This is a genomic window from Streptomyces sp. NPDC028305, from assembly GCF_055569495.1.
The window spans coordinates 67,487-93,281 of the sequence record NZ_JBVHTN010000008.1 but is presented as its reverse complement, the minus strand read 5'-3'; the positions used below and the strand labels follow the sequence as shown (position 1 = coordinate 93,281).

Below are 25,795 nucleotides of genomic sequence, written 5' to 3'. Positions count from 1 at the left end.
GCTACCCGGGCGGCGCGAGGTCCTGAAGCCCCACCACCCGCAGCAGCTCCAGCCGCTCGTACGACTCGGTGCCCGGGCGGGCCGAGTGGACGATGAGCCGCTGGGCGTGCTCGGAGCTCAGCAGCACCTCGCACTCCAGCTCCAGCAGCCCCACCACCGGGTGCAGAAAGCGCTTGACCGCCGAGCGCCGCACCGCGACCTCGTGCGCCTCCCACAGCGCGGCGAATTCCGGGCTGGCCGCCCGCAGCTCGGCGACGAGCGCCGCCGGTGCGGGATCGTCGGGTCGGGCGGCCAGCACGGCCCGCAGATTCGCGACATGGTTCCGCGCGTGCTCCGCCTGATCCTCGGGCGGGCAGAGCCCGCGGGCGTCCGGGTCGGTGAAGTACCGGCGGATCATATTGCGCTGCCCCGGCGGCCGGGCGCTGATGTCGCCGGACAGGGCGGCGGCCATCGCGTTCTGCGCCAGCACCTCGCCCCAGTCGTTGATCACCAGCGCCGGGGTGTCGTACAGCCGGTCCAGGATCCGCAGCAGACCGGGCCGCACATGCCCGGAGGCGGACCGGTCGCGCGGCGGCTCCTCCCCCACCAGGTGGAAGAGATGGTCGCGCTCGTCGTCGGTGAGCCGCAGCGCGCGGGCCAGCGCGGTCAGCATCTGCCGGGACGGGCGCGGGCCGCGGGCCTGCTCCAGGCGGGTGTAGTAGTCGGTGGACATGCCGGTGAGCTGGGCCACCTCCTCCCGGCGCAGCCCGGGGGTGCGGCGGCGCGCCCCGGGCCCGAGCCCGACGTCGGCGGGTGCGAGCCGGGTGCGGCAGCGGCGGAGGAAGTCGGCGAGCTGGGTGCGGTCCACCTCTCAAGGGTCGCCGGTCACGGGCTTCCCATCCAGGGTCTGCCGATCCCTGGATCGGCGGTGCTCTCCCGGCCCGCTCCGGACTCCCTCAGGGTCGTAGCCGACGAACACCGATCAAAGGAGTCAGGACATGCTGACGTTGGTGACCGGAGCGACCGGCCGGGTGGGACAGCGGTTCGTGCCGCGGCTGCTGCGGTGGGGCGCGCCCGGGGACGAGGTGCGGGTGCTGGTGCGCGACGCGGCGAAGGGCGCGCCCTTCGCCGCGCTGGGCGCGCAGGTGTCGGTCGGCGATGTGCGCGAGGAGCAGGACGTGCGCAAGGCCCTGGCCGGGGTGGACGCGGTGGTCAATGTGGCGGCGGCCTTCCGGGGGGCGACGGACGACGAGGCGTGGGCGGTCAACCGCGACGCGGCCCTCGGCCTCGCCCGCGCCGCCCTGGAGGCGGGTGCCTCACGCTTCGTCCAGGTCAGCACCAATCTGGTCTACGGCCTCGGGCGCGGCCGGCCGCTGGTGGAGGACGACGAGTCGGTGCCGGGCGGGGAGATGTGGGGCGCGTACCCCGCGTCCAAGGCCGAGGCCGAGCAGGGGCTGCTGGAGCTGCACCGCGAGCGCGGGCTCGACGTCCGGATCGGCAGCCTGCCCTTCGTCTACGGCGAGGACGATCCGCATCTGGCGGAGTCGCTGCGGTGGGCGGGGCAGTGGGCGGGCCATCAGCGGCTTCAGATGGCGCATCACGCGGATGTGGCGCGGGGGCTGTTGCGGCTGCTGACCGCGCCGGGGGTGGCCGGGCGGAAGTACAACATCGTCGACGACGCGCCCGTCACGGCGGTGGATCTGCACCACGTCAACGGCGTGCCAGTGCCGGAGGGCATGGCGGACCGCACCGACCCCGACCCCTGGTTCGGGGTGTGCTCCAACGCCCGGCTCCGCGCCGAGCTGGGCTGGCGCCCCCTGTACCCGACGCTGTGGACGGCCGTCGACGCGGGGGCGCTCTGACGGGAACCCGTTAGTCCGTTCCGGGGAAGCGAACGGCGTACGGCCGGTCGGGCCGCGGCTCGGCTGCGACGCTTGCGCCCATGACGACGTCGGCCAAGCGGCGCGCGCCGCGGACCGTGGAGGGTGTCGTGGCGCGGATGCGCGCGCTCGGCGCCGCGCTGCCGCCCCGGGACGGGGTGGCGGTCTTCAACCGGGTGTATCTGGCGGTCACCGAGGAGGTCGGCCGCCGGCTCGCGGACGGGTACTTCCAGGACCCGGCCGCCACCGAGGACCTGGATGTGCGCTTCGCCGCCCGCTATCTGGCGGCGGTCGACGCGGTGGCGGCGGGGCGGCGGCCGCCCGCCTGCTGGCGGCCGCTGTTCCAGCTGCGGCGCCATCCGGGAATCCGCCCGCTCCAGTTCGCGCTGGCCGGGATGAACGCGCACATCGGCCATGATCTGGCCCTGGCGCTGGTGGACACCTGCCGGGCCCGAGGGGTGGAACCGGAGGACCTGGAGGGCGACTTCGACCGGGTCGGCACCCTGCTCACCGGGCTCGAGGAGCGGATCCGCGAGGATCTGATGCCCGGCCCCGATCTGCTGGACGTGGCCGATCCGCTGACCCATCTGGTGGGGTCGTGGAGCCTGGACAAGGCGCGGGGCGCCGCGTGGGCGGCGTACCGCGCCCTGTGGGGGCTGCGCGCACTGCCGGAGCTGACCGAGGAGTTCGTGGAGCGCGTCGACGAGAGCGTCGGGCTGGTGGGGCGGTTTCTGCTCACCCCGCTGCCCGGCGCCACCACGGACGAACCGGCTCAGTCCTCGGGGAGCTCGACGGGCGCGATCTCGTCGTAGACATCGCCCGGGCCCGGGTTCTTCGGGTCCGTCCGCCCGCCGAAGTGGGTCATCACGCCCCACACCGCGTTGAGCGCGGTCTGCACGGCGCCCTCGGCCCACCCCGCGGTCCAGGAGATGTCGTCGCCCGCGAGGAAGACGCCGCGCCGGTCGGCCGGGAGGCGGTCCTGCATGAAGTGGGTGAACAGGCGGCGCTGGTAGCGGTAGTGGCCGGGCAGATTGGCCTTGAACGCGCCCATGAAGTAGGGCTCGTTCTCCCAGGAGACGGTGACCGGGCTGCCGATGATGTGCTTGCGGATGTCGACCTTCGGATAGATCTCCGACAGCGACTTGAGCATGACCTCCATGCGCTCGTTGGCGGACAGCGGCAGCCACTTGAGGCTGTCGTCGCACCAGGTGTACGAGAGGCAGATGACGGCGGGCCGGTCCGGTCCGTCGTCCAGCAGGTAGGTGCCGCGGGTCATCCGGTCGGTGAGCGTCATGCTCATCACGTCCCGGCCGGTGACCTCGTCCTTGTCCAGCCAGAAGGGGCGGTCCACCGGCACGAACAGCTTGCTGGACTCCATGTAGTGGGTGCGCTCCATCGCCGTCCAGTGGTCGATGGGGAAGAGCGAGTCATCGCACTCGATCTTGGAGAGCAGCATCCAGGACTGCGCGGTGAAGACCACCGCCCGGTACGAGCGGATGTCGCCGGCCGCGTCGGTGACGACGATACGGTCGCCCGCCGCGCGGTGCAGCCGGGTGACGGCCGGGCGCGGCCGGCCGCCGTGCAGGGAGGCCAGCGAGGTGCCCGGCGTCCAGTGCACGAGCTTGCGCGGCTCGCGCTCCCACAGCCGCACCGGGAGTTGCTGGCTGCCTCCGACGATGCCGCGGTGGTCGTCGTCCGCGCCGGTGTAGACGACGCGCAGGATCTCCAGGATGGAGTTGGGGAAGTCGGTGTCCCAGCCGCCGGTGCCGAAGCCGACCTGGCCGAAGATCTCGCGGTGCCGGAAGGAGGCGAAGGCCGGGGAGTCGCAGAGGAAGCCGTAGAAGGTCTGGTTGTCGAGCGCCGCGACGAGGCGGGACCAGATCTCCCGGATCCGCGGGACGTCGCGCTCGCGCAGGGCGCGCTGCATGGCGGAGAAGTCGGCGCCCTCCTCCAGGCAGGCGTTCCAGGCGTCCATCACCTGGTGGTAGACCTCGGGCAGGTCGTCCAGGGTGCGGGCGTAGTGGGACTCGCCCTTCAGGTCGACGACGGTCGAGGGAGTGTCGGGCGCGAGGGGGTTGGGGAAGGGCCGGGTGGTGAGGCCCGCCAGGTCGATGTAGTGCTGGAGGGCGGTCGAGCTGGGCGGGAAGCGCATCGCGCCCATCTCGGCGGTCAGCGCCGGGTCGCAGCCCTCGAAGCCGACGGTGCGCAGCCGCCCGCCGATCCGGTCGGCCTCGTAGACGACCGGCTTGAGGCCCATCTTCATCAGCTCGTACGCGGCGACGATGCCGGACAGCCCGCCGCCGACGACCGCGACCTCGGCGCCGTGCTCGGTCGCGGGGATCTGGCCGAGGCCCGCGGGGTGGGCGAGGTAGTCGTCGTAGGCGTAGGGGAAGTCCGGGCCGAACATGGTCAGCGGCGGGTCGGGCTGCCGCTCGTCCTGCTGGACGTGGACGGCGGTGGGCACCATGGACGTCATCGGGTACGGACTCCTTGCGGGGCGGGCGGGCGAGGGGGCGCGCGGTGCGAAGCGGGCGGGGTCAGGTCGGGTCGGGTCAGGGGGTGTACAGCTCGGGCCTGCGGTCGCCCAGATACGGGTTCGCGGTGCGCGAGGCGGCGAGCAGCTCCGGGTCCACCTCGCCGAAGGCCAGCTCCTCGCCGTGCCCGGCGCGGGCCTTGACCGTGCCGTCGGGCCCGGCCAGACAGCTCAGCCCGATGAAGTCGAAGTCGCCCTCGGGCCCGGTGCGGTTGACGTACGCGATGTAGAGCTGGCTCTCGAAGGCGCGCACCGGGACCAGGGATTCGGCCACGAACTGGAACGGGTGCATCTGCGCGGTGGGCACCAGCAGCAGATCGGTCCCGGCCAGGGCGTGGGCCCGGACGTTCTCGGGGAACTCCACGTCGTAGCAGATCATGATCCCCAGGCGTACGCCGCCGAGTTCGGCCTGGACGACGGGGGTGTCGCCGGGGGTGAACCAGGCGCGCTCGAAGTCGCCGAAGAGGTGGGTCTTGCGGTAGTTGGCGAGTTGCGCGCCGTCGGGGCCGACCAGCCGCGCGGAGTTGAAGACCGCGCCGCCCCCATCAGCCGCCTCCCCCGCCCGCTCCGGGTAGCCGTAGAGGACGGCCAGGCCGTGGGTGGCGGCGATCCGGGCCACCGCCCGGCCGCCGGGCCCGTCGGCCGGCTCGGCCAGCCGCCGCACGCCGTCCCCGATCGCGTACCCGGTGAGGAACAGCTCCGGGGCGATCAGCAGCCCGGCCCCGGCCGCCGCGGCGCGCCCGGCCGCCGCGGCGAGGACCTTGAGGTTGTGGGCGGTCTCGCCGGGGTGGCCTGAGCTCTGGAGCAGGGCGGTGCGCAGCGGGGGCATGGGCAGACCTCGGGTGGGAGAGAGGGAGAGACGCGGCCGGGAGAGAAACCGGAAGGGGAGGAGCGACGTATCGGCACAAAGACGGTACGTCGGCCCGAGATCGGCGGACAAGGCACGACCGTTGCGCATCCAGCGTCGATTCGTTACGTCTTCCGGCCCGGTCGCGGCGATTCGTTGCGCCGCTCGGATCGGGCAGGTTCATCCTCGAAGCCCACCTGGTGCCGCCGTCACGGGATGGCCCAAGCTGGCCCCCATGGATTGGTTGCCACTGCTCTCCACCCTGGCCGGGGCCGCGATCGGCATCGTCGCTACTCTCATCGCCGATCGGAATCGGTGGAAGCACGAGGATGTCAAAGAGGCTCGTCGGCTGCGGCTCGACATCTACACGCAGTACACCACCACCGTGAAGGTCCTCGGTGAGACCCTGCGGGCCTTGGCCGAGCGGGAGCACCCTTCCGACGACGAGCGGGCGCTTGCGCTGCGCCAAGCCTTTCGGGATTCAGACATAGCCATCGCATCCGAACAGATGTGGCTCATCGCGCCCCAACCCGTCGTCAAGGCCTCCAACAGCGTGTTCCACTGCCTGCGACGCATCTGCGACGGCTACATCGACGGCAGTGCTGTCAGCAGTCCAGAGGATCGCGCCCGCTGGGAGGCGCGCGGCAAAGCAGCCGCCAAGATGCGCAAGCTCATGCGTGAAGATCTCGGCTTCGGCCCACTCACCGAACGCCACAGCCCCCCTCTCAACGACGACAACAGCTAGGCCGGAGCTCCTGAGCCGAAGCGGCGGAGGAGGGGCGAGAGGACCAGGACGGACTTGGTGCGTTCCACGAAGGGCTCGCCCGCGATCCGCTCCAGGACGCGTTCGAAGTGGCGCATGTCGGAGGCGAAGACCTGGACGATGGCGTCCGCGTCGCCGGTGACGGTCGACGCGGCGACCACCTCGGGGTAGCGGTTCAGGCCGCGGTGGATGTCCTCGGGCGAGGTGTTGCGGCGGCAGTAGAGCTCGATGAAGCCCTCGGTCTCCCAGCCGAGGGCGGCCGGGTCGACCCGTACGGTGAAGCCGGTGATGGCCCCCTCGGCCCGCAGCCGGTCCACCCGCCGCTTGACGGCGGGGGCGGAGAGGCCGACCTCCTCCCCGATGTCGGCGTAGCTGCGGCGGGCGTCCTCGGCGAGGGCGTGGACGATACGTTCGTCCAGATCGTTCAGTCGCACTGCGGGGATGTCACTTTTCTGCCGTGGCCAGTCGGGAGCGGCGCATGCCGTATGCGAAGTACAGCACAAGGCCGACGGCCATCCAGACGCCGAAGACCGTCCAGGTCACCCGGTCCAGGCTGCTCATCATCCACAGGCACAGCCCGAAGCCGATCAGCGGGAACAGCGGCGACAGCGGCACCCGGAAGGTGCGCGGCATCGCGGGCCGGGTCCGGCGCAGCACGATCACGGCCACGTTGACCAGGGCGAACGCGAAGAGGGTGCCGATGCTGGTGGCGTCGGCGAGCTGGCCGAGCGGGATCGCGGCGGCCAGGACCCCGCAGAAGAGGGAGACGATCACGGTGTTGGCGCGCGGCACCCCGCTGGCCGGGTGGATCCGGGAGAACACCTTCGGCACCAGCCCGTCCCGGGACATCGCGAAGAGGATGCGGGTCTGGCCGTAGAGCACCGTCAGCACCACGGAGGCGATGGCCACGACCGCGCCCCCCGCCAGCAGCACGGCCCAGAAGCTCTGCCCGGTCACATCCCTCATGATCCCGGCGAGCGCGGCCTCCGAGCCCGCGAACCGCTTCCAGGGCAGCGCGCCCACCGCCACCGCCGCGACCAGGCAGTACAGGGCGGTGACGATGACGAGCGAGAGCATGATCGCGCGCGGCAGGTCGCGCTGCGGGTTCCTGGCCTCCTCGCCGGCCGTGGAGGCGGCGTCGAAGCCGATGTACGAGAAGAAGAGGGTGGCCCCGGCCGCGCTGACGCCCGCCATGCCCAGCGGCATGAACGGCGTGTAGTTCCCGGCCCGGACACCGGTGAAGGCGACGGCGCAGAACAGCACCAGGGCGGCGATCTTCACCGCGACCATGATCGCGTTGGCCCGGGCGCTCTCCTTGGCCCCGCCCAGCAGAAACGCCATGGCCAGCAGGACAACCAGCAGCGCGGGCAGGTTGAAGAGACCGCCGTCGCCGGGCGGGGCGGCCAGCGCGCCGGGGATGGTGACGCCGAGGGTGCCGTCGAGGAGCTCGTTCAGATACTGGCCCCAGCCGACCGCGACGGCGGCCACCGAGACCCCGTACTCCAGGATCAGACACCAGCCGCAGACCCAGGCGACCAGCTCGCCGAGGGTGGCGTAGGCGTACGAGTACGAGGACCCGGAGACCGGGATCGTGCCCGCCAGCTCGGCGTACGACAGGGCGGAGAACAGCGCGGTCAGCCCCGCGATCGCGAAGGAGACCACCACCGCGGGCCCGGCGTCCGGCACGGCCTCGCCGAGCACCACGAAGATGCCGGTGCCCAGCGTCGCACCGATGCTGATCATGGTCAGCTGCCACATGCCGAGCGAGCGCCGCAGCTTCCCGCCCTCGCCCTGGCCCCCCTCGGCGACCAGCAGTTCGACGGGCTTGCGCCGCAGCAGCCCGGAGCCGAGCCCTCCGGAACCCCGACCCGGGGCACGGAGCCCCGGCCCGGATCGCTCGGCGGTGGGCGGGGCTGCGCCGTGGTCCAGCAATTGAGGGGCTCCTTGTCGCTGCCGGTCGGGTCGGTCGGATGGCGGTGACCGGCGGCGCGCACACGGCGCACACACGGGTGTGTCACGCAGGGCCCATGGGCACACAGACCCGGCCGTAATGCCCCATTGTTGCGCATACACGTACGAACGTTGCGCCCGGGGTGGCTGTACGGCGAATCGTTGCGGGAGGCCGGGCCGCGCTGACGCGCGTTTCACCCGAATGCCACGATACGGCACCAATTTGGCCCTCGTTGGTGGGAACGTGACCCCAGACAGCCTTCAGAGCGCCGATCATGACCCCCAAGACCCGGACGGCGCGTGCCGTCCGGGAGGCCACGGGGACGCGGACGAGCGGCCTCCGCTCGAGTACTGCGCCCGGGTGTGGGAGGACTTCCTGCGGACGCTGAACCGCATCGAGACCGACTTCGTCCACCGCTGCGGCACCACGGACCCGGGCGTACAGGCATGACGTACACCGAGCCGAGGCCGGGCGGCTACGGCCCCCCTCCCCACGCCGGCCACCGGCCCGCTCCCGGCGAGCGGTTCGACATGGCCCCCGACGACCCGCTGAGCTTCCCGCTGCCGGACCCGGAGACGATCGAGAGCCGGTGGGACCTGGAGGGAGACCTGGCCCGGCTGCTCCAGACCTCGGCCCCCGCCTCCTCCCCGTTCGACTCGCCTTTCGACTCCTCTCTCGGCTCCGGTCTCGGCCCAGGTCTCGGCCCAGGTCTCGGCTCAGGTCTCGACGAGCCGCCCGAGAGGACCACCGGCAGCTTCCCCGCCGCCCGCTCCCCCGCGCACGTCCGCGGCCGCGGGCGGCGGCGCCGGGTCCGCTTCCGGCTGCCGACCATGCCCTGGCTCCAGCTGATCAGCCTGATCTTCGCGGCGCTCACCACGGTGATCGTGGCCATGCTCAGCGTGCTGGGCGGGATGATCTCCTACGGCCCGCTGCGCTATCTGGCCGCCCCCAGCACCTCGGAGTCCATGGCGGCCTGGTGGCCGCTGCTGGTCTACGGGCCCTGGCTGGTCGCCTCGCTGTCGGTGCTGCGCGCCGCGCTGCACCGCCGGGGCGCGGCGCACTCCTGGGCGGTGGTGGTGCTCTTCTCCACCATCGCGGTCTTCCTCTGCGTCGCGCACGCGCCCAAGGACCCGCCCAGCATGGCCGTCGCCGGGCTGCCGCCCGTGGCCGCGCTGGTCTCCTTCCACCAGCTGGTGCGGCAGATCACCCTGACCAGCCCGCCGCGTCACGCCCTTCCCCGCACCCGCGGCGCCGATCAGCGCGACAAGCCCCGCGTATGAACGCGGCCACGCGCCGTGGCCGGGCATGGCCGTGGCCCTCGCTCGGCCGAGCGAGGGCCACGCGACATCACCGGACCCGTCAGTCCCAGCTGGCGTGGAGCGGCTTTCCCTCCGCGTAGCCGGCGGCGCTCTGCACGCCGATCACGGCCCGCTCGTGGAACTCCTCCACCGTGCCCGCGCCCGCGTAGGTGCAGGAGCTGCGCACGCCCGCGACGATCGAGTCGATCAGGTCCTCGACGCCGGGCCGGGCCGGGTCCAGGAACATCCGGGAGGTGGAGATGCCCTCCTCGAACAGGCCCTTGCGGGCCCGGTCGTACGCCGACTCCTCGCTGGTGCGGTTGCGCACGGCGCGGGCGGAGGCCATGCCGAAGCTCTCCTTGTACGGCCGGCCGTCGGCGGTCTGCTGAAGGTCGCCCGGCGACTCGTACGTCCCGGCGAACCACGAGCCGATCATCACATTGGACGCGCCGGCGGCCAGCGCCATCGCGACATCCCGCGGGTGCCGGACACCGCCGTCGGCCCACACGTGCTTGCCGAACTTCCGCGCCTCCGCGGCGCATTCGAGCACCGCGGAGAACTGCGGCCGCCCCACGCCCGTCATCATGCGGGTGGTGCACATCGCGCCCGGGCCGACGCCCACCTTCACGATGTCGGCACCCGCCTCGATCAGGTCGCGCACGCCCTCGGCCGCGACCACGTTGCCCGCGACCACCGGCACGCCCGGGTCCAGCGCCCGGACCGCCTTCAGCGCGCTGATCATCGACTCCTGGTGGCCATGGGCCGTGTCCACCACCAGCGTGTCCACACCCGCCGCGAGCAGCGCCTTGGCGCGCCCCTGCACATCGCCGTTGACCCCGACGGCGGCGGCGATCCGCAGCCTGCCGTCCGCGTCCACCGCGGGCCGGTAGAGCGTGGCGCGCAGCGCGCCCTTGCGGGTCATGATGCCGACCAGCTGCCCGTCCGCGTCCACCGCGGGGGCGAGCTTGCGGTGTGCGCCGTCGAGGCGGTTGAAGGCCTCGCGCGGGTCGATGTCCGCGTCGAGCACCAGCAGCTCGCGGGACATCACCTCGCTCAGCTGGGTGAAGCGGTCCACACCGGCCAGATCGGACTCGGTGACCACTCCCACCGGGCGGCCGTTCTCCACGACCACACCGGCGCCGTGGGCCCGCTTGGGCAGCAGCGACAGCGCGTCGGCGACCGTCCCCGCCGGGCTGAGCACGATCGGGGTGTCCAGGACGTGGTGGCGCCGCTTGACCCAGCCGACGACGTCGGCGACCACGTCCAGCGGGATGTCCTGCGGGATGACGACCATGCCACCGCGGCGGGCGATGGTCTCGGCCATCCGGCGCCCGGCGATCGCGGTCATGTTGGCCACCACGATCGGGATGGTGGTGCCGCTGCCGTCGGGCGTGGACAGGTCCACGTCCTGGCGCGAGCCGACCGCGGAGCGGCTGGGCACCATGAAGACGTCGTCGTACGTCAGGTCGTAGGGCGGCTGCTGGTCATTGAGGAAACGCACGCTCGGAACTTCCCAGTCATTCGGAATTGGCCCTCGACGAAGGAAGCCGAGGAAAACGCACGTACCTCATTCTCCCATGCCGGTCCCGGTACGGGGGCGGGACGATCATCCAGAACGGCCGGGAAGCCGCTGGTCCGATCGTCCAACGCCGCCCACGCCGCGCGCGTACTTACGGGCCCGCGCTACGGCCCGTCGGGGTCTGCCCGGTCCAGCGCGGGGCGCGGGCCTGGGCCGGTCTCCAGCAGCAGGTGGTCGGCGGCGGCGGTGTCCGTGACCAGGCTGGTGACCAGGCCGGAGCGGAGCACCGCGCCGATCGCCGGGGCCTTGCGGCGGCCGCCCGCGATGGCCACGACCTCCGGGATCCGCCGCAGCCGGTCGGCCTCCACCGTGATGCACCGCTCGCCCAGGTCGCGGCCGATGCGCCGGCCCTCGGCGTCGAAGAGGTGCGCCGACATCTCGGCGGCGGCGCCGAGGCCCGCGTAGTGCGCCCGCTCCTGCTCGGTCAGCATGTCGTACACCGTCGAGATCCCGGCCTCCCAGGAGCCGATGGAGACGGCGGCGACGGTGACCTTGTCGAAGTACTCGAAGGCGCGGGCGATGCCGGGCTGGCCGCGCAGCGCGTCGGCGGTGGCGGTGTCGGGCAGCAGCATGGGCGCGTAGATGGGGTGCGCCTCGCCGCCGGAGACGGCGGCGGCGCGCCGGACCGCCTCGACCGAGCCGCGCTCGGCGGTGCCCGCGTCATAGACGCCGGTGAGCTGGACGACGGTGCACGGGGGCAGCCGGTGCAGCGCCGCGGCCATGTGGATCGTGGAGCGGCCCCAGGCCAGGCCCAGCACATCGCCCTCGGTCACCAGCTCGCCGAGCAGGTCAGCGGCGACCTCGCCGAGGTTCTCCGGGTCCGGGGTGTCGGCCTCGGCGTCGGCCGGGGACTCGACGACGACCGCGTGGCGCAGCCCGTACCGGGCGCGCAGCGCGTCGGAGCGCTCCGCGTCCAGCTCTGCGGGCACCCGGATCTCGATGCGCACCAGATCGCGCTCGAGCGCGGTCTCGAGCACCCGCGCCACCTTGAAGCGGCTGACGCCGAACTCCTCGGCAATCTGGATCTTGGACTTGCCCTCGAGGTAGAAGCGGCGCGCCATGGCGGCCGCCTGCACCAGTTCGGCGGGTCCCATCCGCGTGCCTGAACGGCCCGTCGACACCGCGGTCTCCTCACTGCTTCCTATGTTCTGGACTCACCGTTCATCCTGTCAGAAACGGCGGACTTGATCTGCCCTTTACCCATGAGTTCACCGGGCGGTCGTGGGCCCGTCTTCCGCGCGCCGCGCCGCCGAGGTGGCCCCCTGGGCCAGATCCCGCAGCTCACGCACCGCCTTGGCGGGGTCATCGGCCCCGTAGACCGCGGATCCCGCCACAAACACATCGGCGCCTGCCTCGGCACACCGCTCGATCGTCGAGGCGGACACCCCGCCGTCCACCTGAAGCCACATCTCCAGGCCGTGCTTGGAGATCAGCTCGCGGGTGCGGCGGATCTTCGGCAACATGATGTCCAGGAACGCCTGCCCGCCGAAGCCCGGCTCAACCGTCATCACCAGGACCATGTCCAGCTCGGGCAGCAGGTCCTCGAAGGGGTCGATGGGGGTGGCGGGCTTGAGCGCCATCGACGCCCGGGCGCCCTTGGCCCGGATCTCCCGGGCCAGCCGTACGGGGGCGGCGGCCGCCTCGGCGTGGAAGGTCACCGAGCCCGCGCCGGCCTCGACGTACTGCGGGGCCCAGCGGTCGGGGTCCTCGATCATCAGATGGCAGTCCAGCGGCGTGTCCGTCGCCTTGCCGAGCGCCTCGACCACCGGCACGCCGAGAGTCAGGTTGGGGACGAAGTGGTTGTCCATCACATCGACGTGGAGCCAGTCGGCTCCCTCGACGGCCTTCGCTTCCTCCGCCAGGCGGGCGAAGTCGGCGGACAGGATGCTGGGGCTGATCTGGAGGGCCATGGCACCAGCCTGCCACGGCCGCCACCGGTCCATGGACCCGGGTTGATCACGAAGCCGCACCGACAGCCCTCCGGTCGCCCCGGTCCGGCAGCGGAGCGATCGGCAGCGGATTGAGAAGACTCGCATGACCCGACATCTGAAGCGACACCCCGTATCCGCGGCATCGGGCCGGCCGTGGCCCCTCCGGGGCGCGCTGTCCGTGGCCCTGGCCGTAGGGCTGCTGGTGGCCCCGGCCACCGGGGCGGGGGCGGCCACGGCCGCGCCACCGCCGCCGGTCTGCGCCTCCGCCCGGGCGGGGCTCGCCACCAAGCTCTCCACGGACATCGCCACGGCCCTGCGCGGCAGACCCGGCACGGTTGCGATCGCCCTGCGCGACCCCGCCACGGACACCATCTGCACACTGCGCGCGGACCAGGCCTTCGACTCCGCGAGCGCGGTCAAGGTGACCGTCCTGGCCGCCCTGCTGTGGGACGCGGAGAAACACGGCCGGCAGCTCACCCGGTGCGAGACCGACCTGGCCACCGCCATGATCACCAAGTCGGACAACGCCGCCACCAGCACGCTGTGGCGGCAGCTGGGCGCCGACGGGATCAGCGCGTTTCTGCGGGCAGCGGGGATGCCCCGGACCGTCCCCGGCGCCGAGAACCACTGGGGCCTGACCCAGATCACCGCGCGCGACGAGATGCGGCTCCTGGACCTGGTGACCACGCCCAACGCGGTGCTGAGCGACCACGCCCGCGCCTACATCCTGGAGCTCATGGGCGAGGTCGTCCCGTCCCAGCGCTGGGGCACCCCGGCCGGCGCCCCGGACACCGTGCGGGTCCATGTGAAGAACGGCTGGCTGTCCCGCGCCACCCACGGCTGGCGGGTGCACAGCCTCGGCGCCTTCACCCGCGACGGCCACGCCTACACCATCACGGTACTGACCCAGGACAACCGCACCATGAGCGCCGGAGTCGCCACCATCGAGGCCATCTCCCGCGTGGTGCACCGGGACCTCGACCCGGCGGGCTGAAGGTTTCCGAGGCCTCGTCAGGCGGTGCGCCGCAGCAGGGCCAGATACATCGCGTCCGTGCCGTGGCGGTGCGGCCACAGCTGGACGTCCGGGCCGTCGCCGAGCTCGGGCACCCCCGGCATCAGCGGCCGGGCGTCGATCCACTCGGCGGCGGGCGCGGGGCCGCCGCGGCCCTTGAGGACGTCGTCCACCACGGTCCGTGTCTCGGCGAGATGCGGGGAGCAGGTGGCGTAGCCGACCACGCCGCCCACGCGCACCGCGGCCAGCGCCTGGCGCAGCAGCTCCCGCTGGAGCGGCGCGAAGCCGGCCAGGTCCTCGGGGCTGCGGCGCCAGCGCGCCTCCGGGCGGCGGCGCAGCGCGCCGAGCCCGGTGCAGGGCACGTCGACCAGGGCCCGGTCGAAGGTGCCGGGACGCCACGGCGGTCTGGTGCCGTCCGCCGCGATCACCTGGTACGGGCCGGGGTTGCCCGCCAGCGCCCGCTCCACCAGGCCCGCCCGGTGCGGCTGCTTCTCCGAGGCGAGCAGCGCCGCGCCCCGCTCCGCGGCCAGCGCGCCGAGCAGCGCCGCCTTGCCGCCGGGGCCCGCGCAGCCGTCCAGCCACCGCTCGTCCGGCCCCTCCAGCGGCGCGCCCGCCAGCGCGAGGGCCACCAGCTGGCTGCCCTCGTCCTGCACCCCGGCGCGCCCCTCGCGGACCGCGTCCAGCGCCCCCGGCTCGCCACCCTCGGTGAGCCGCACGGCGTACGGGGACCAGCGGCCCGGCAGCGCGGAGCCCTCCCCGACGGCCGCCATCAGCTCCTCCGCCGTGCTGCGGCCCGGCCGGGCGACGAGGGTGACCTCGGGCCGTTCGTTGTCGGCCTCCAGCAGGTCCTCGACCCCGGCGCTGCCGCCGCCCAGCGCGTCCCACAGGGCGGAGACGATCCACCGCGGATGCGAGTGGACGACCGCAAGATGCTCCTCGGGGTCCTCGTCGTACGGCGGGGCGACCTTCTCCAGCCAGCCGTCGAGGTCATCGGCCGCGATCTTGCGCAGTACGGCGTTGACGAACTTCGCCCGCCCGTCGCCGAGCACCACCCGCGCCAGCTCGACGGTCGCCGAGACCGCCGCGTGGGTGGGGATGCGGGTGCCCAGCAGCTGGTGCGCGCCGAGGCTGAGCACGTCCAGCACGGGCGGGTCCACCTCGCGCAGCGGCCGGTCCACGCACTCCGCGATGATCGCGTCGTAGGTGCCCTGGCGGCGCAGCGTGCCGTAGACCAGCTCGGTCGCCAGCGCGGCGTCCCGCGCGTCGAAGGGCTTGGCCTCCGTGCTCTCCTGACGGGCCCTGCGCAGCAGGGGCGGCAGGACGAGGTTCGCGTACGCGTCGCGCTCGTCGACGGCCCGCAGCGCCTCGAAGGCGAGAACCCGCACGGGGTCCTTCTTCGGGCGCCGGTAGGGCTTGCCGGAGTTGCTGCGGTGGGAACGGCCGGGCTGGGGACTCACGGGAAATGTGCTCCGGGGAAGGATGGGGCTCTGCGGAGTCCCAGCCTACGGGGCGCGCAGGGCCACGCTCAGTTCAGTGCCCCGTCGGCCGCCTGGGCCAGGTCCGCCTCGCCCAGGTCCGCCTCGCCCACGGGTGACGGCTGCTCGAACTGGGTGCGGTACAGCTCCTCGTAGCGCCCGCCGGACGCGAGCAGCGCGGTGTGCGTGCCGCGCTCCACGATCCGCCCGTTCTCGACGACCAGGATGAGGTCCGCGGCCCGGACGGTGGACAGCCGGTGGGCGATGACCACGGCGGTCCGCCCGTCCAGCGCCTCGGCGAGCGCCTCCTGGACGGCCGCCTCGGAGGTGGAGTCCAGGTGGGCGGTGGCCTCGTCGAGGATCACCACGCGGGGGCGGGCCAGCAGCAGCCGGGCGATGGTCAGCCGCTGGCGCTCACCGCCGGAGAGCCGGTAGCCGCGCTCGCCGACCACGGTGTCCAGGCCGTCGGGCAGGGCCGCGATCAGCCCGTCGAGGCGGGCCCGGCGCAGCACGTCCCACAGCTCCTCCTCCGTGGCCTCGGGCCGGGCCAGCAGCAGGTTGGCGCGGATCGAGTCGTGGAAGAGGTGCCCGTCCTGGGTGACCATGCCGAGCGTCCTGCGGACCGACTCGGCCGTCAGGTCGCGGACGTCCACGCCGGACAGCCGCACGGCGCCGCCGTCGGCGTCGTAGAGCCGGGGCAGCAGCTGCGCGATGGTCGACTTCCCGGCGCCCGAGGAGCCCACCAGCGCGACCATCTGCCCGGGTTCGGCGCGGAAGGACACCTCGTGCAGCACCTGTTCGCCACCGCGGGTGTCCAGGGTCGCGACCTCTTCCAGGGAGGCCAGGGAGACCTTGTCCGCCGAGGGATAGCCGAAGTTCACGCGGTCGAACTCGACCGACACCGGCCCCTCGGGCACCGGCCGGGCGTCCGGCTTCTCGGCGATCAGCGGCTCGAGGTCCAGCACCTCGAAGACCCGCTCGAAGCTGACCAGGGCGCTCATCACCTCCACCCGGGCGCCGGCCAGCGCGGTCAGCGGCGCGTACAGGCGGGTGAGCAGCAGGGCGAGGGCGACGACCGCGCCGGGGTCGAGCTCGCGGCGCAGCGCGTAGTAGCCGCCGAGGCCGTAGACGAGGGCCAGGGCCAGGGCGGAGACGAGGGTGAGGGCGGTGACGAAGGAGGTCTGGACCATCGCGGTGCGCACCCCGATGTCGCGCACCCGCCGGGCGCGCGCCGCGAACTCGGCGGACTCCTCGTCGGGCCGGCCGAAGAGTTTCACGAGCGTGGCGCCGGGCGCGGAGAACCGCTCGGTCATCTGGGTGCCCATGGTGGCGTTGTGGTCCGCGGCCTCGCGCCGCAGCCGCGCCAGCTTGCCGCCGACGCGCCGGGCGGGCAGCAGGAACATCGGCAGGAGCAGCAGGGCCAGCAGGGTGATCTGCCAGGAGATGCCGAGCATCACGGCGAGCGTGAGCAGCAGGGTGACGAGATTGCCGACGACTCCGGAGAGGGTGTCGCTGAACGCCCGCTGGGCGCCGATGACGTCGTTGTTCAGCCGGCTGACCAGGGCGCCGGTGCGGGTGCGGGTGAAGAAGGCGACGGGCAGCCGCTGGACGTGGTCGTACACGGCGGTGCGCAGGTCGAGGATGAGCCCCTCGCCGATGTTCGCGGACAGCCAGCGGGTGACCAGCCCGAGCCCGGCCTCCGCCACGGCGATGACGGCGATGAGGCCGGCGAGTCCGAGGACGAGGCCCTGGCCGGAGCGGTGCACGATCGCGTCGACGACCCGGCCGGCGAGCAGTGGGGTGGCGACCGCGAGCACCGCCGTGACGACGCTGCTCACCAAAAAGAAGACGATCCGGCGGCGGTGGGGGCCGGCGAAGCCGGCGATGCGCCGCAGGGTGTCGCGGGAGAAGGGGCGCCGGTCGTCGTTGGCGCTCGCGGTCCGGTAGAGGGAGTGCATGGCGGTGGCTTCCATGTCCATCGCGCACCTCCGTGGGTCTCGGGGTGCCGTCGCGGGATCGCGGCTGTTCCGGGCCGGCGGCACACCCAGGACCGTAGAACCTCAACCATTGTTGAGGTCAACTCGCCCCCCACCCCGCGCGCGGCGGCCCGGGACGCGGGGACGCGCGCTGGGCCGTGTCCGGCTGATCTCGACGCCTGCGGCGGGCTCGCCCCACCCCGCCCCTTCCCGGCGCCTGCCGATGTGCGGCTCCGCCGCGCGGGGTGGGGAACCAGCACCGATGTGCGGCTCCGCCGCGTGGCCCTCGGACACCCGCTACGCGCCGAGGCGCTCGCCCTCGGCGATGCGTACGCCGCGGGCCCAGTCCGCCCCGGGCATCGGCCGCTTGCCCTGCGGGCGCACCCAGGACAGCTGCACCGCGTGGCTGCCCGTGCCGGCGTACACGGCCTTCTTGGTCACCTCGAGCTCGCCGGGCGCCAGGTCCGTGCGGTCCGTCACCAGCGCCACCGCGTTCACCTTCAGCCGCTCCCCGCGGAAGGTGGTCCACGCCCCCGGCGCGGGGGCGCAGGCCCGCGCCAGCCGGTCGACGCGCAGCGCGGGCGCGGTCCAGTCGATCTCGGCGTCCTCGACGTTGATCTTCGGGGCGAGCGAGACGCCCTCGGTGGGCTGCGGCTCGGCGCGCAGGGTGCCGTCCTCGATGCCGTCCATGGTGGCGGCCAGCAGCCCCGACCCGGCCAGCGAGAGCCTGGTCAGCAGGTCGCCGCTGGTGTCCGTGGGCCGTACGTCCTCGGTCACCAGCCCGTAGACCGGGCCGGAGTCCAGGCCCTCCTCGATCAGGAAGGTCGACGCGCCGGTCACCTCGTCGCCCGCCAGCACCGCGTGCTGCACGGGCGCCGCGCCGCGCCAGGCGGGCAGCAGGGAGAAGTGCAGATTGACCCAGCCGTGCGCGGGGATCTCCAGCGCCGCCTTGGGCAGCAGCGCGCCGTAGGCGACCACCGGGCAGCAGTCCGGCGCGATCTCGCGAAGCCGGTCCAGGAACTCCGGGTCGCGCGGCTTGGCCGGCTTGAGCACCTCGATCCCCGCCTCCGCCGCGCGCTCGGCGACCGGGCTCGCCACCAGCCGGCGGCCGCGTCCGGCGGGCGCGTCCGGCCGGGTGACGACGGCCACCACCTCGTGCCGGTCGGACGCGATCAGCGCTTCCAGGGCGGGCAGGGCGACCTCGGGAGTACCGGCGAAGACGAGCCTCATGGGTGGCGAACTACCTCTCACGCGCAGCGGGAACAGCGCACCAGTCTAGGGCGACCCGCCGACAGGGGGCGTACGTGAGCGAGGGCGCACGCCCCCGGACCGTGACCGACGGGCGGGTATCGCGTTGGTCAAGGCAGTCAAGACAGATTGACCGCGTCGGGCCGCTGCGGCGGCCCGGCGCGCTTCCCCCTTCCCGTCTGCTGTCTTCGAGTACCTACGCCGGATTCGAGAGGCTTGTTCATGGCCGACCACGCAACCCACGACGCCCAGGCACGGGCCAGCCTGCACCTCCTGGTCCGGGACATCGAGCGGGTCCGCCGACAGGTGGACGCGCTGCGGACCCTCACCGCCCAGCTCGGCAACGTCTACCGTCCGCGGCGCACCGGCCCGTCCGCGGGCTTCGTCGTCTACGGACGCGCCCCGGCGCCCACCGTGCGCCTGGCCCAGGAGCTGCGGGACAGCGTCGAGACCCTGGTCACGGCCGCCGTGGACTTCGACCGTTCGCTCGGCTTCTCGTGGGACGCGGTGGGCTCGGCGCTCGGCGTCACCAAGCAGGCGGTGCACCGGCGTTACGGCGCGCGCCGGGCCGCCGCCGCGCAGAGCGCCGCCCCCGAGGGCGCCGAGGCGTCCGTGCGCACCGCGGAGCCGGGCGCCGTGTCCGCGGTCCCGTCGGTGCCGTCGGTGCCCGCCGCGCGCTCGATGCCCCCGCAGCCCGCCCCGGCGCTGCGCGAGGAGCCCCGCCCGAGCGCCCTGCCCAACCCGCGCAACGGCTGAGGCGCCCGCCTTCGCCCGTCAGCCGATGTCGAGCGGGTCGATCCGTACCACCGGGTGCTTCTCGCCCCGGGCCAGCCGCTGCGCCTTCGCCGCCTTGACCGCCGCCGCGAGCGCACTGCCCTGACCGGGGCGCACGCGCAGCAGCGCCCGCTGCCACTCCTCCCCCGGCGGCGGCTGACCGGGACGGCGCGGGCGGCCGGGCTCCGTCGGGGGCAGCGCTACGGGGCCGAGAGTCTCGGTGCCCTCCGGCAGCCGAGCCGCGGCGATCAGCTCGTCCACCGCCTCGGCGGGGCCGGCGACCGAGGCCATCCGGGACACTGGCGGAAAGCCCAGCTGGGCCCGCTCGGCCAGCTCCCGCGCCGCGTAACCGGCCGGGTCCCAACGCACCAGCGCCTGGACGGGCCGCTGTGTGGGCTCGGCGATCACCACGACCAGCCCGCCGTCCTCATGGCCGCGCACCAGGGCCGCCGCGTCCAGCCAGCGGCGCAGCGCCTCTTCCCCGGCCCGCAGGTCGGGGCGGCCGAGCAGGGCCCAGCCGTCGAGCAGCAGGGCCGCGGCGTAACCCCCCTCGGCGACCGGCTCGGCGCCGGGCGTCGCGACCACGAGCGCCGGGCGGCCCGGGACCGCGTCGAGGACATGATCCCGGCCCGAGGTGCGCACCGCGACCTCCGGAAAGGCTCGGCCCAGCTCCTCGGCCGTGCGCCGGGCCCCGACGATGCTGGCCCGCAGCCGCACGCCCCCGCACTCGGGGCAGCGCCACCCGCCCTCGGGCCGCCCGCACCACGCGCAGTTGAGCGTGTCCGCGTCCCGGGCCTCCAGCGGGCCCGAGCAGTGCGCGCAGCGCGCGGGCTCCCGGCAGCGCTCGCAGGCCAGCCGGGGTACGTACCCCCGGCGCGGCACCTGCACCAGCACCGGGCCCCGGGTCAGCCCCTCGCGCACGGTCCGCCAAGCGAGGGTCGGCAGCCGGGCGGCGCGCGCCTGCGCGTCCCGCGCCGTCTCGCCCTCGTCGACCGTACGGATCAGCGGGGCCGCGGCCCTGACCTGCTCGCGGTCGGCCTCCAGGGGGCGCGCCCAGCCGTTCTCCACCAGCTGGGCGGCCTCCACGGTGCGGCCGAGGTCGCCCAGCAGAAAGCCCGTCCGCTCCTGGACGGCGCGCAGCAGCAGTACGTCGCGGGCGTGCGGCTGCGGCGCCTGGGTATCGCTGTGGCTGTGGTCGCCGTCGTCCCAGATCCCCACCAGCCCCAGGCCCTTGACGGGCGCGAACATGGCCGCCCGGGTGCCCACCACGGCCCGCACCGAGCCCCGGCTGACGGCCAGCCAGCGCCGGTAGCGCTCCTCGGGCCCGAGATCCGCGGTCAGCAGCACATGCCGCCCCGGCCCGCCGAGCACCTCGGTGAGCGCCTCGTCGACCCGCGCGGCCGTCCGCCCGTCGGGGACGACGACCAGCGCGCCGCGCCCCGAGGCGAGGGTGGCGGCCACCGCGACGGCCCACTCGCGCGGCCAGTGCGGGCCCGGCAGCGCGGTCCACACCGCCCGCGGCGCCCCGCCGCCCGCGAGCGCCTCCAGAAACCCGGGCCCGGCCGGATAGCGCTCCCAGCTCCCCGCCGCGGGCGGGACGGGCGGCGGCAGCGGCGGCGGGGACGGCTCGCCCTCGGCCCGTACGTTCCGCTTGGGCACGGCCAGTTGCAGTATGTCGGCGAGCGATCCCGCGTACCGGTCGGCGACGGCCCGGCACAGCGCGAGCAGCCCGGGCTCCAGCACCGGCTCCGGCGACACCACCTGCGCGATGGCCGCCAGCGGCCCCCGGTAGTCGGACTCGGCGACCCGCTCGATGATGTACCCGTCGAGCAGCCCCCCGCCCTCCCGGCGCCCCTCGCGCACCTTCCCCGTACCGGCGCCGAACCGCACCCGCACCCGCACCCCGGGCCGCGCCTCGGCGTCCATCTCGGCGGGCACCGCGTAGTCCCACAGCTGGTCGAGATGGACCGGCCCCTTGTCCACCAGCACCTTGGCGACCGGCAGCTCCCGCGCCAGCGCCGCCCCCCGCCACGTCCGCGGCTTGGCCTTCGGCACCTTGGCCTTACGCACGGTCTCGCGAATGAGCGCGAGCTGCTCGCCGCCCTGCGGATCCGCCCCGGGGGCCCGCCCCGCCGGATCCCGCTCCGGCCGCCCGTTGTCGCTGCTCACAGCTTCAGTCTTAGCAGACAGCACGGACACCGGCCCTGGCGTCCCGTGGGGCGCCAGGGCCGGTGTCCGAATTCGGTGCGCGGGTGCTTACAGCCCCGTGGCCGCGCGCAGCGCGTCCACGCGGTCGGTGCGCTCCCAGGTGAAGTCCTCCAGCTCGCGGCCGAAGTGGCCGTACGCCGCTGTCTGGGCGTAGATCGGGCGCAGCAGGTCCAGGTCGCGGATGATCGCGGCCGGGCGGAGGTCGAAGACCTCGGAGATGGCCTGCTCGATCTTCTCGGCGTCGACCGTGGCCGTGCCGAAGGTCTCGACGAACAGGCCGACCGGCTCGGCCTTGCCGATCGCGTAGGCCACCTGCACCTCGCAGCGCGAGGCCAGGCCGGCCGCCACGACGTTCTTCGCGACCCAGCGCATCGCGTACGCGGCGGAGCGGTCGACCTTGGACGGGTCCTTGCCGGAGAAGGCGCCGCCGCCGTGGCGGGCCATGCCGCCGTAGGTGTCGATGATGATCTTGCGGCCCGTCAGGCCGGCGTCACCCATCGGACCGCCGATCTCGAACCGCCCGGTCGGGTTGACCAGCAGGCGGTAACCCTCGGTGTCCAGCTTGATGCCGTCCTCGACGAGCGCGTTGAGAACGTGCTCGACCACGAACTCCCGGATGTCCGGTGCCAGCAGCGAGTCCAGGTCGATGTCGGAGGCGTGCTGCGAGGAGACGACCACGGTGTCCAGGCGGACCGCCTTGTTGCCGTCGTACTCGATGGTGACCTGCGTCTTGCCGTCCGGGCGCAGGTAGGGGATGGTCCCGTTCTTGCGGACATCGGACAGGCGGCGGGAGAGCCGGTGGGCCAGGGAGATCGGGAGCGGCATCAGCTCGGGCGTCTCGTCGCAGGCGTAGCCGAACATCAGGCCCTGGTCGCCCGCGCCCTGCTTGTCCAGCTCATCGATGTCGTCACCTGCGGCGGCACCTTCGACCCGGGCCTCGTAAGCCGAGTCCACACCCTGCGCGATGTCCGGGGACTGGGAGCCGATCGACACCGAGACGCCGCACGAGGCTCCGTCGAAGCCCTTCTTCGACGAGTCGTAGCCGATCTCGAGGATCTTGTTGCGCACGAGCGTGGCGATCGGTGCGTACGCCTTGGTCGTCACCTCGCCGGCCACATGCACCAGGCCGGTGGTGATCAGTGTCTCGACGGCGACCCGGGAGGTCGGGTCCTCCTTCAGGAGCGCGTCGAGAATGGTGTCGCTGATCTGGTCAGCGATCTTGTCGGGGTGACCCTCGGTCACTGACTCCGAGGTGAACAGGCGGCGGGACACATCGCTCCCTGGGGTTGCAGCGGCTGCTGGCTGATCATGGTTGGGACCGCCCGGGAGCTGCGCCCGATGCGGTTCCTCGGCCAGTTTATCCGGCGCCCTGGCCGGTCGAGCATCCCCGTCCACAGGACGGGCAGGCCGTGACCTGGAACATACCTCTCCCCGACCGGAAAATCAGCCTTGCCGGTGAGGCAGGAAAGTGTCATTCCCACTGATGGCCCGAAAATGACCGAAGACGACCCGAACCGGATCACTCAGCCGAGACGCCCGGCGACCAGGTCCCAGACGGTGTCGGCCAGGATCTCCTTGGGCCCGTACGGCACCGGGGTCTCGGTGCCGTCGGCCGCCAGGACCACGGCCTCGTTCGCCTCCGAGCCGAAGGTCTTGTGCTCCCCCACCTCGTTGACGACCAGCAGGTCGCACCCCTTGCGGGCGAGCTTGGCGCGCCCGTTGGCGAGCACGTCGTCGGTCTCGGCGGCGAAGCCCACGATGATCTGTCCGGGCCGGGCGCGGTCGGCGGAGATCTCCGCGAGCACGTCCGGGTTGCGGACCAGGACGATCGGCTCAGGCTCCTGCCCGTCCCGCTTCTTGATCTTGCCTTCGGCGTACTTCGCGGGCCGGAAATCGGCGACGGCCGCGGCCATCACCACGGCGTCGGCGTCCGCGGCGGCCTTGACCACTGCCTCGCGCAGCTGCACCGCGGTGCCCACCCGCACCACATCGGCCCCGGCCGGGTCGGGCAGCTCGCTGTTGGCCGAGACCAAAGTCACCCGGGCGCCGCGGGCGACGGCGGCCCTGGCCAGGGCGTAGCCCTGCTTGCCGGAGGAGCGGTTGCCCAGGAAGCGCACCGGGTCCAGGGGCTCGCGGGTGCCCCCGGCGCTCACCACGACATGGCGACCGGCCAGGTCCTGGCGCCTCTCCTCGGCGCCGCGGGCGAGCACCCGGCGGCAGACCTCGAAGATCTCGCCGGGCTCGGGCAGCCGGCCCTTGCCGGTGTCCACGCCGGTCAGCCGCCCGACGGCGGGCTCGATGACGACGGCCCCGCGGCGGCGCAGCGTGGCCACGTTCTCCTGGGTGGCCGGGTGCTCCCACATCTCGGTGTGCATGGCGGGCGCGAAGACCACAGGACATCGGGCGGTGAGCAGGGTGTTGGTGAGCAGGTCGTCGGCCAGGCCGTGGGCGGCCTTGGCGAGCAGGTCGGCGGTGGCGGGGGCGACCACGACCAGGTCCGCGGACTGGCCGATGCGCACATGCGGGACCTCGTGGACGGAGTCCCAGACCTCGGTGGCCACGGGGTTGCCGGACAGGGCGGACCAGGTCGCGGCCCCGACGAAGTGCAGGGCCGAGTCGGTCGGCACGACCCGCACCTCATGCCCGGACTCGGTGAGGCGGCGCAGCAGCTCGCACGCCTTGTAGGCGGCGATCCCGCCGCTGACCCCCAGGACGACCTTGGGCTTGTCCATCGCTCGCCTCTCCGCGCGCTCCGTCTCCGTCGCGCGCTGCCCGTCGCGTACGTACCCATGACACACCACGGGCCCGGCGGGGATGCCGCCGGGCCCGTGGTGGGAGTTCCGACTACTGAGCCGGGCCCTCGATGGCCTCGGAGGTCAGCAGACCGGCGTTGATCTCGCGGAGCGCGATCGACAGCGGCTTCTCGTGGACGTGGGTGTCCACCAGCGGGCCGACGTACTCGAGCAGGCCCTCGCCGAGCTGCGAGTAGTACGCGTTGATCTGGCGGGCGCGCTTGGCCGCGTAGATCACCAGGCTGTACTTGGAGTCGGTGGCCTCGAGCAGCTCATCAATCGGCGGGTTGATGATGCCCTCGGGCGCGGTGATGGAAGAGGACACTCTCTGCCTTCCGAGTGGGTGGTGAAGAAATGAGATATTCGATCGTGGCGGTCGGTGCTCTGTGCTTGGCACCCTGACCAGGAAAGATCAAACGACTCGCATCAAGGTTAGCAGCTCTTGCGCCACGTCCTCGACGGAGGTATTGACCAAGGTCACATCGAACTCGGGCTCGGCGGCCAGCTCGGTCTTCGCGGCCTCGAGCCGTCGTTCGATCACCTCGGGCGGCTCGGTGCCCCGGCCGGTGAGCCGGCGGACCAGCTCCTCCCAGCTCGGCGGGGCCAGAAAGACCAGCTGCGCGTCCGTCATGGACTCGCGGACCTGACGGGCGCCCTGCAGGTCGATCTCCAGCAGCACCGGCTCACCCGCGGCGAGGCGGTCCTGGACCGCCTCGCGCGGAGTGCCGTAGCGGTTGCCCGCGAACTCGGCCCACTCCAGCAACTCGCCGTTGGCGATGAGCTTGTCGAACTCCCCGTCGTCCACGAAGAAGTACTGGACGCCGTGGCGCTCGCCGGGGCGCGGCTTGCGTGTGGTGGCCGAGACCGAGAGCCACACCTCGGGGTGTGCTTTGCGCATATGAGCGACGACCGTGCTCTTACCGACCCCGGAAGGGCCGGAGAGCACGGTCAGCCGCGGACGTGCGTCCGGGGGTACGGGGGTCGCCCCCCTGGAGTGTGCTGCCATGCAGCGATTATCCAGGTTCCCGGGAGTGCCTGGAAACGTCAGTTGGCGGCGCCGCCGAACTCACGCTCAAGCGATGCGATCTGGTTGGAGCCCAGACCGCGGACACGACGGCTCTCGGAAATGCCGAGCCGTTCCATGATCTGCTTGGCGCGGACCTTGCCGACGCCAGGCAGGGACTCCAGGAGAGCGGACACCTTCATCTTGCCGATGACATCGTTCTCCTGGCCCTGCTTGATGACCTCGTGCAGGGAAGCGCCGGAGTGCTTGAGTCGATTCTTGACCTCGGCGCGCTCCCGGCGAGCCGCGGCGGCCTTTTCGAGCGCGGCTGCGCGCTGTTCAGGGGTAAGGGGCGGAAGAGCCACGCCTACGTCACCTCGGATGTCGAACTGTCGGATACGGACCGGTGAGGAACCTAGTCGCCCCTCACCTGGGGAGCAACGCGCAACGCAGCTGCGCGCTGGCTCTGGTCGGAGACTAGCGGCCGATCCCGCTCCAGTCAGCGAGAACAGACGAAAAGTCCTGGTCAGACTCGCTCGACTTGGA

24 protein-coding genes are annotated in these 25,795 nt (G+C 73.1%); 7 read left to right on the top strand and 17 right to left on the bottom strand.

What is annotated here, in order from left to right; translation table 11 throughout:
• Position 1: 1 nt before the first annotated feature.
• Positions 2–847, bottom strand: coding sequence for a helix-turn-helix transcriptional regulator (locus tag ACZ4WQ_RS33840; RefSeq protein WP_358847455.1), 846 nt, complete (start codon positions 845–847; stop codon positions 2–4).
• A gap of 130 nt (positions 848–977) precedes the next feature.
• On the opposite strand from ACZ4WQ_RS33840, the gene ACZ4WQ_RS33835 reads away from it, so the two are divergent.
• Positions 978–1,841 (top strand): NAD-dependent epimerase/dehydratase family protein, encoded by an 864-nt coding sequence (locus tag ACZ4WQ_RS33835; RefSeq protein ID WP_311725851.1) that lies wholly within the window; start codon positions 978–980, stop codon positions 1,839–1,841.
• 80 nt (positions 1,842–1,921) lie between these two features.
• The gene (locus ACZ4WQ_RS33830; RefSeq protein WP_398375488.1) at positions 1,922–2,671 is read left to right on the top strand and encodes a DUF5995 family protein; all 750 of its coding nucleotides are present in this window, start codon (positions 1,922–1,924) and stop codon (positions 2,669–2,671) included.
• On the opposite strand, the gene ACZ4WQ_RS33825 is transcribed toward ACZ4WQ_RS33830, so the two are convergent.
• Both ACZ4WQ_RS33825 and ACZ4WQ_RS33820 read right to left on the bottom strand, forming a co-directional pair.
• Positions 2,632–4,335 (bottom strand): flavin monoamine oxidase family protein, encoded by a 1,704-nt coding sequence (locus tag ACZ4WQ_RS33825; protein WP_385346552.1) that lies wholly within the window; start codon positions 4,333–4,335, stop codon positions 2,632–2,634. The genes ACZ4WQ_RS33830 and ACZ4WQ_RS33825 overlap by 40 nt on opposite strands.
• A 76-nt stretch (positions 4,336–4,411) precedes the next feature.
• Positions 4,412–5,221 (bottom strand): carbon-nitrogen hydrolase family protein, encoded by an 810-nt coding sequence (locus ACZ4WQ_RS33820; protein WP_398375485.1) that lies wholly within the window; start codon positions 5,219–5,221, stop codon positions 4,412–4,414.
• A 253-nt stretch (positions 5,222–5,474) separates the two neighbouring features.
• Here ACZ4WQ_RS33820 and ACZ4WQ_RS33815 point away from each other — a divergent pair, with 253 nt between their 5' ends.
• Entirely contained in the window at positions 5,475–5,984 is a 510-nt protein-coding gene (locus tag ACZ4WQ_RS33815) for a hypothetical protein (RefSeq protein WP_311725846.1), read from the top strand.
• Here the strand turns inward: ACZ4WQ_RS33815 and ACZ4WQ_RS33810 are convergent.
• Together ACZ4WQ_RS33810 and ACZ4WQ_RS33805 are read right to left on the bottom strand one after the other, a co-directional pair.
• Positions 5,981–6,436, bottom strand: a complete 456-nt coding sequence (locus tag ACZ4WQ_RS33810; protein WP_311725845.1) for an Lrp/AsnC family transcriptional regulator — start codon at positions 6,434–6,436, stop codon at positions 5,981–5,983. The two genes, ACZ4WQ_RS33815 and ACZ4WQ_RS33810, sit on opposite strands and share 4 nt — an antisense overlap.
• Positions 6,437–6,446: 10 nt before the next feature.
• Positions 6,447–7,934, bottom strand: a complete 1,488-nt coding sequence (locus ACZ4WQ_RS33805; RefSeq protein WP_398375483.1) for an amino acid permease — start codon at positions 7,932–7,934, stop codon at positions 6,447–6,449.
• A gap of 262 nt (positions 7,935–8,196) precedes the next feature.
• Here ACZ4WQ_RS33805 and ACZ4WQ_RS33800 point away from each other — a divergent pair, with 262 nt between their 5' ends.
• Together ACZ4WQ_RS33800 and ACZ4WQ_RS33795 are read left to right on the top strand one after the other, a co-directional pair.
• Complete coding sequence (locus ACZ4WQ_RS33800) at positions 8,197–8,403, top strand: hypothetical protein (protein ID WP_311725843.1); 207 nt, start codon at positions 8,197–8,199, stop codon at positions 8,401–8,403.
• The gene (locus tag ACZ4WQ_RS33795) at positions 8,400–9,233 is read left to right on the top strand and encodes a DUF2637 domain-containing protein (RefSeq protein ID WP_398375481.1); all 834 of its coding nucleotides are present in this window, start codon (positions 8,400–8,402) and stop codon (positions 9,231–9,233) included. Before ACZ4WQ_RS33800 ends, ACZ4WQ_RS33795 begins: the two co-directional genes overlap by 4 nt.
• Positions 9,234–9,312: 79 nt before the next feature.
• Here ACZ4WQ_RS33795 and ACZ4WQ_RS33790 read toward each other — a convergent pair whose 3' ends face one another.
• From ACZ4WQ_RS33790 to rpe, 3 genes are all read right to left on the bottom strand, one after another.
• Positions 9,313–10,752: a GuaB1 family IMP dehydrogenase-related protein gene (locus ACZ4WQ_RS33790; protein ID WP_311725841.1), complete on the bottom strand. Its 1,440-nt coding sequence runs from the start codon at positions 10,750–10,752 to the stop codon at positions 9,313–9,315.
• Positions 10,753–10,934: 182 nt separating this feature from the next.
• Positions 10,935–11,924 (bottom strand): sugar-binding transcriptional regulator, encoded by a 990-nt coding sequence (locus tag ACZ4WQ_RS33785; protein ID WP_311725840.1) that lies wholly within the window; start codon positions 11,922–11,924, stop codon positions 10,935–10,937.
• A 114-nt stretch (positions 11,925–12,038) separates the two neighbouring features.
• Positions 12,039–12,740, bottom strand: coding sequence for a ribulose-phosphate 3-epimerase (rpe, locus tag ACZ4WQ_RS33780; RefSeq protein WP_358846292.1), 702 nt, complete (start codon positions 12,738–12,740; stop codon positions 12,039–12,041).
• A gap of 124 nt (positions 12,741–12,864) precedes the next feature.
• Between rpe and ACZ4WQ_RS33775 the strand changes: the two genes are divergently transcribed.
• Positions 12,865–13,755 (top strand): serine hydrolase, encoded by an 891-nt coding sequence (locus ACZ4WQ_RS33775; protein ID WP_398375478.1) that lies wholly within the window; start codon positions 12,865–12,867, stop codon positions 13,753–13,755.
• Between the two features lie 17 nt (positions 13,756–13,772).
• Here the strand turns inward: ACZ4WQ_RS33775 and ACZ4WQ_RS33770 are convergent, their stop codons facing one another.
• The 3 genes from ACZ4WQ_RS33770 to fmt form a co-directional block, all read right to left on the bottom strand.
• Complete coding sequence (locus ACZ4WQ_RS33770; RefSeq protein ID WP_398375476.1) at positions 13,773–15,230, bottom strand: RsmB/NOP family class I SAM-dependent RNA methyltransferase; 1,458 nt, start codon at positions 15,228–15,230, stop codon at positions 13,773–13,775.
• A gap of 68 nt (positions 15,231–15,298) precedes the next feature.
• Positions 15,299–17,227 carry an ABC transporter ATP-binding protein gene (locus ACZ4WQ_RS33765; RefSeq protein ID WP_398375474.1) on the bottom strand — a complete coding sequence of 643 codons (1,929 nt, stop codon included), beginning with the start codon at positions 17,225–17,227 and terminating at the stop codon, positions 15,299–15,301.
• Between the two features lie 294 nt (positions 17,228–17,521).
• Positions 17,522–18,454, bottom strand: a complete 933-nt coding sequence (gene fmt / locus ACZ4WQ_RS33760) for a methionyl-tRNA formyltransferase (RefSeq protein ID WP_398375473.1) — start codon at positions 18,452–18,454, stop codon at positions 17,522–17,524.
• A gap of 240 nt (positions 18,455–18,694) precedes the next feature.
• Here fmt and ACZ4WQ_RS33755 point away from each other — a divergent pair, with 240 nt between their 5' ends.
• A complete protein-coding gene (locus ACZ4WQ_RS33755; RefSeq protein ID WP_398375471.1) occupies positions 18,695–19,228 on the top strand; it encodes a hypothetical protein in 534 nt (177 codons plus the stop codon).
• Positions 19,229–19,246: 18 nt separating this feature from the next.
• Here the strand turns inward: ACZ4WQ_RS33755 and ACZ4WQ_RS33750 are convergent, their stop codons facing one another.
• The 6 genes from ACZ4WQ_RS33750 to ACZ4WQ_RS33725 form a co-directional block, all read right to left on the bottom strand.
• The gene (locus ACZ4WQ_RS33750; protein ID WP_311725833.1) at positions 19,247–21,415 is read right to left on the bottom strand and encodes a primosomal protein N'; all 2,169 of its coding nucleotides are present in this window, start codon (positions 21,413–21,415) and stop codon (positions 19,247–19,249) included.
• An 87-nt stretch (positions 21,416–21,502) separates the two neighbouring features.
• A complete protein-coding gene (gene metK, locus ACZ4WQ_RS33745) occupies positions 21,503–22,726 on the bottom strand; it encodes a methionine adenosyltransferase (RefSeq protein ID WP_358846298.1) in 1,224 nt (407 codons plus the stop codon).
• Positions 22,727–22,977: 251 nt separating this feature from the next.
• Complete coding sequence (gene coaBC / locus ACZ4WQ_RS33740; protein ID WP_385346571.1) at positions 22,978–24,186, bottom strand: bifunctional phosphopantothenoylcysteine decarboxylase/phosphopantothenate--cysteine ligase CoaBC; 1,209 nt, start codon at positions 24,184–24,186, stop codon at positions 22,978–22,980.
• Between the two features lie 112 nt (positions 24,187–24,298).
• Positions 24,299–24,571: a DNA-directed RNA polymerase subunit omega gene (rpoZ, locus tag ACZ4WQ_RS33735; protein ID WP_005319902.1), complete on the bottom strand. Its 273-nt coding sequence runs from the start codon at positions 24,569–24,571 to the stop codon at positions 24,299–24,301.
• Between the two features lie 87 nt (positions 24,572–24,658).
• A complete protein-coding gene (gene gmk / locus ACZ4WQ_RS33730; protein ID WP_385346573.1) occupies positions 24,659–25,252 on the bottom strand; it encodes a guanylate kinase in 594 nt (197 codons plus the stop codon).
• Positions 25,253–25,290: 38 nt separating this feature from the next.
• Positions 25,291–25,614 (bottom strand): integration host factor, encoded by a 324-nt coding sequence (locus tag ACZ4WQ_RS33725; protein WP_065966208.1) that lies wholly within the window; start codon positions 25,612–25,614, stop codon positions 25,291–25,293.
• Positions 25,615–25,795 lie beyond the last annotated feature (181 nt).

Excerpts from the sequence above, each read along its gene's own strand:
- ACZ4WQ_RS33835 (WP_311725851.1), top strand. The coding sequence starts at position 978 with ATGCTGACGTTGGTGACCGGAGCGACCGGCCGGGTGGGACAGCGGTTC.
- ACZ4WQ_RS33830 (WP_398375488.1), top strand. The coding sequence starts at position 1,922 with ATGACGACGTCGGCCAAGCGGCGCGCGCCGCGGACCGTGGAGGGTGTC.
- ACZ4WQ_RS33825 (WP_385346552.1), bottom strand. The coding sequence starts at position 4,335 with ATGACGTCCATGGTGCCCACCGCCGTCCACGTCCAGCAGGACGAGCGG.
- ACZ4WQ_RS33820 (WP_398375485.1), bottom strand. The coding sequence starts at position 5,221 with ATGCCCCCGCTGCGCACCGCCCTGCTCCAGAGCTCAGGCCACCCCGGC.
- ACZ4WQ_RS33815 (WP_311725846.1), top strand. The coding sequence starts at position 5,475 with ATGGATTGGTTGCCACTGCTCTCCACCCTGGCCGGGGCCGCGATCGGC.
- ACZ4WQ_RS33795 (WP_398375481.1), top strand. The coding sequence starts at position 8,400 with ATGACGTACACCGAGCCGAGGCCGGGCGGCTACGGCCCCCCTCCCCAC.
- ACZ4WQ_RS33785 (WP_311725840.1), bottom strand. The coding sequence starts at position 11,924 with ATGGGACCCGCCGAACTGGTGCAGGCGGCCGCCATGGCGCGCCGCTTC.
- rpe (WP_358846292.1), bottom strand. The coding sequence starts at position 12,740 with ATGGCCCTCCAGATCAGCCCCAGCATCCTGTCCGCCGACTTCGCCCGC.
- ACZ4WQ_RS33775 (WP_398375478.1), top strand. The coding sequence starts at position 12,865 with ATGACCCGACATCTGAAGCGACACCCCGTATCCGCGGCATCGGGCCGG.
- ACZ4WQ_RS33765 (WP_398375474.1), bottom strand. The coding sequence starts at position 17,227 with ATGGACATGGAAGCCACCGCCATGCACTCCCTCTACCGGACCGCGAGC.
- fmt (WP_398375473.1), bottom strand. The coding sequence starts at position 18,454 with ATGAGGCTCGTCTTCGCCGGTACTCCCGAGGTCGCCCTGCCCGCCCTG.
- ACZ4WQ_RS33755 (WP_398375471.1), top strand. The coding sequence starts at position 18,695 with ATGGCCGACCACGCAACCCACGACGCCCAGGCACGGGCCAGCCTGCAC.
- coaBC (WP_385346571.1), bottom strand. The coding sequence starts at position 24,186 with ATGGACAAGCCCAAGGTCGTCCTGGGGGTCAGCGGCGGGATCGCCGCC.
- gmk (WP_385346573.1), bottom strand. The coding sequence starts at position 25,252 with ATGGCAGCACACTCCAGGGGGGCGACCCCCGTACCCCCGGACGCACGT.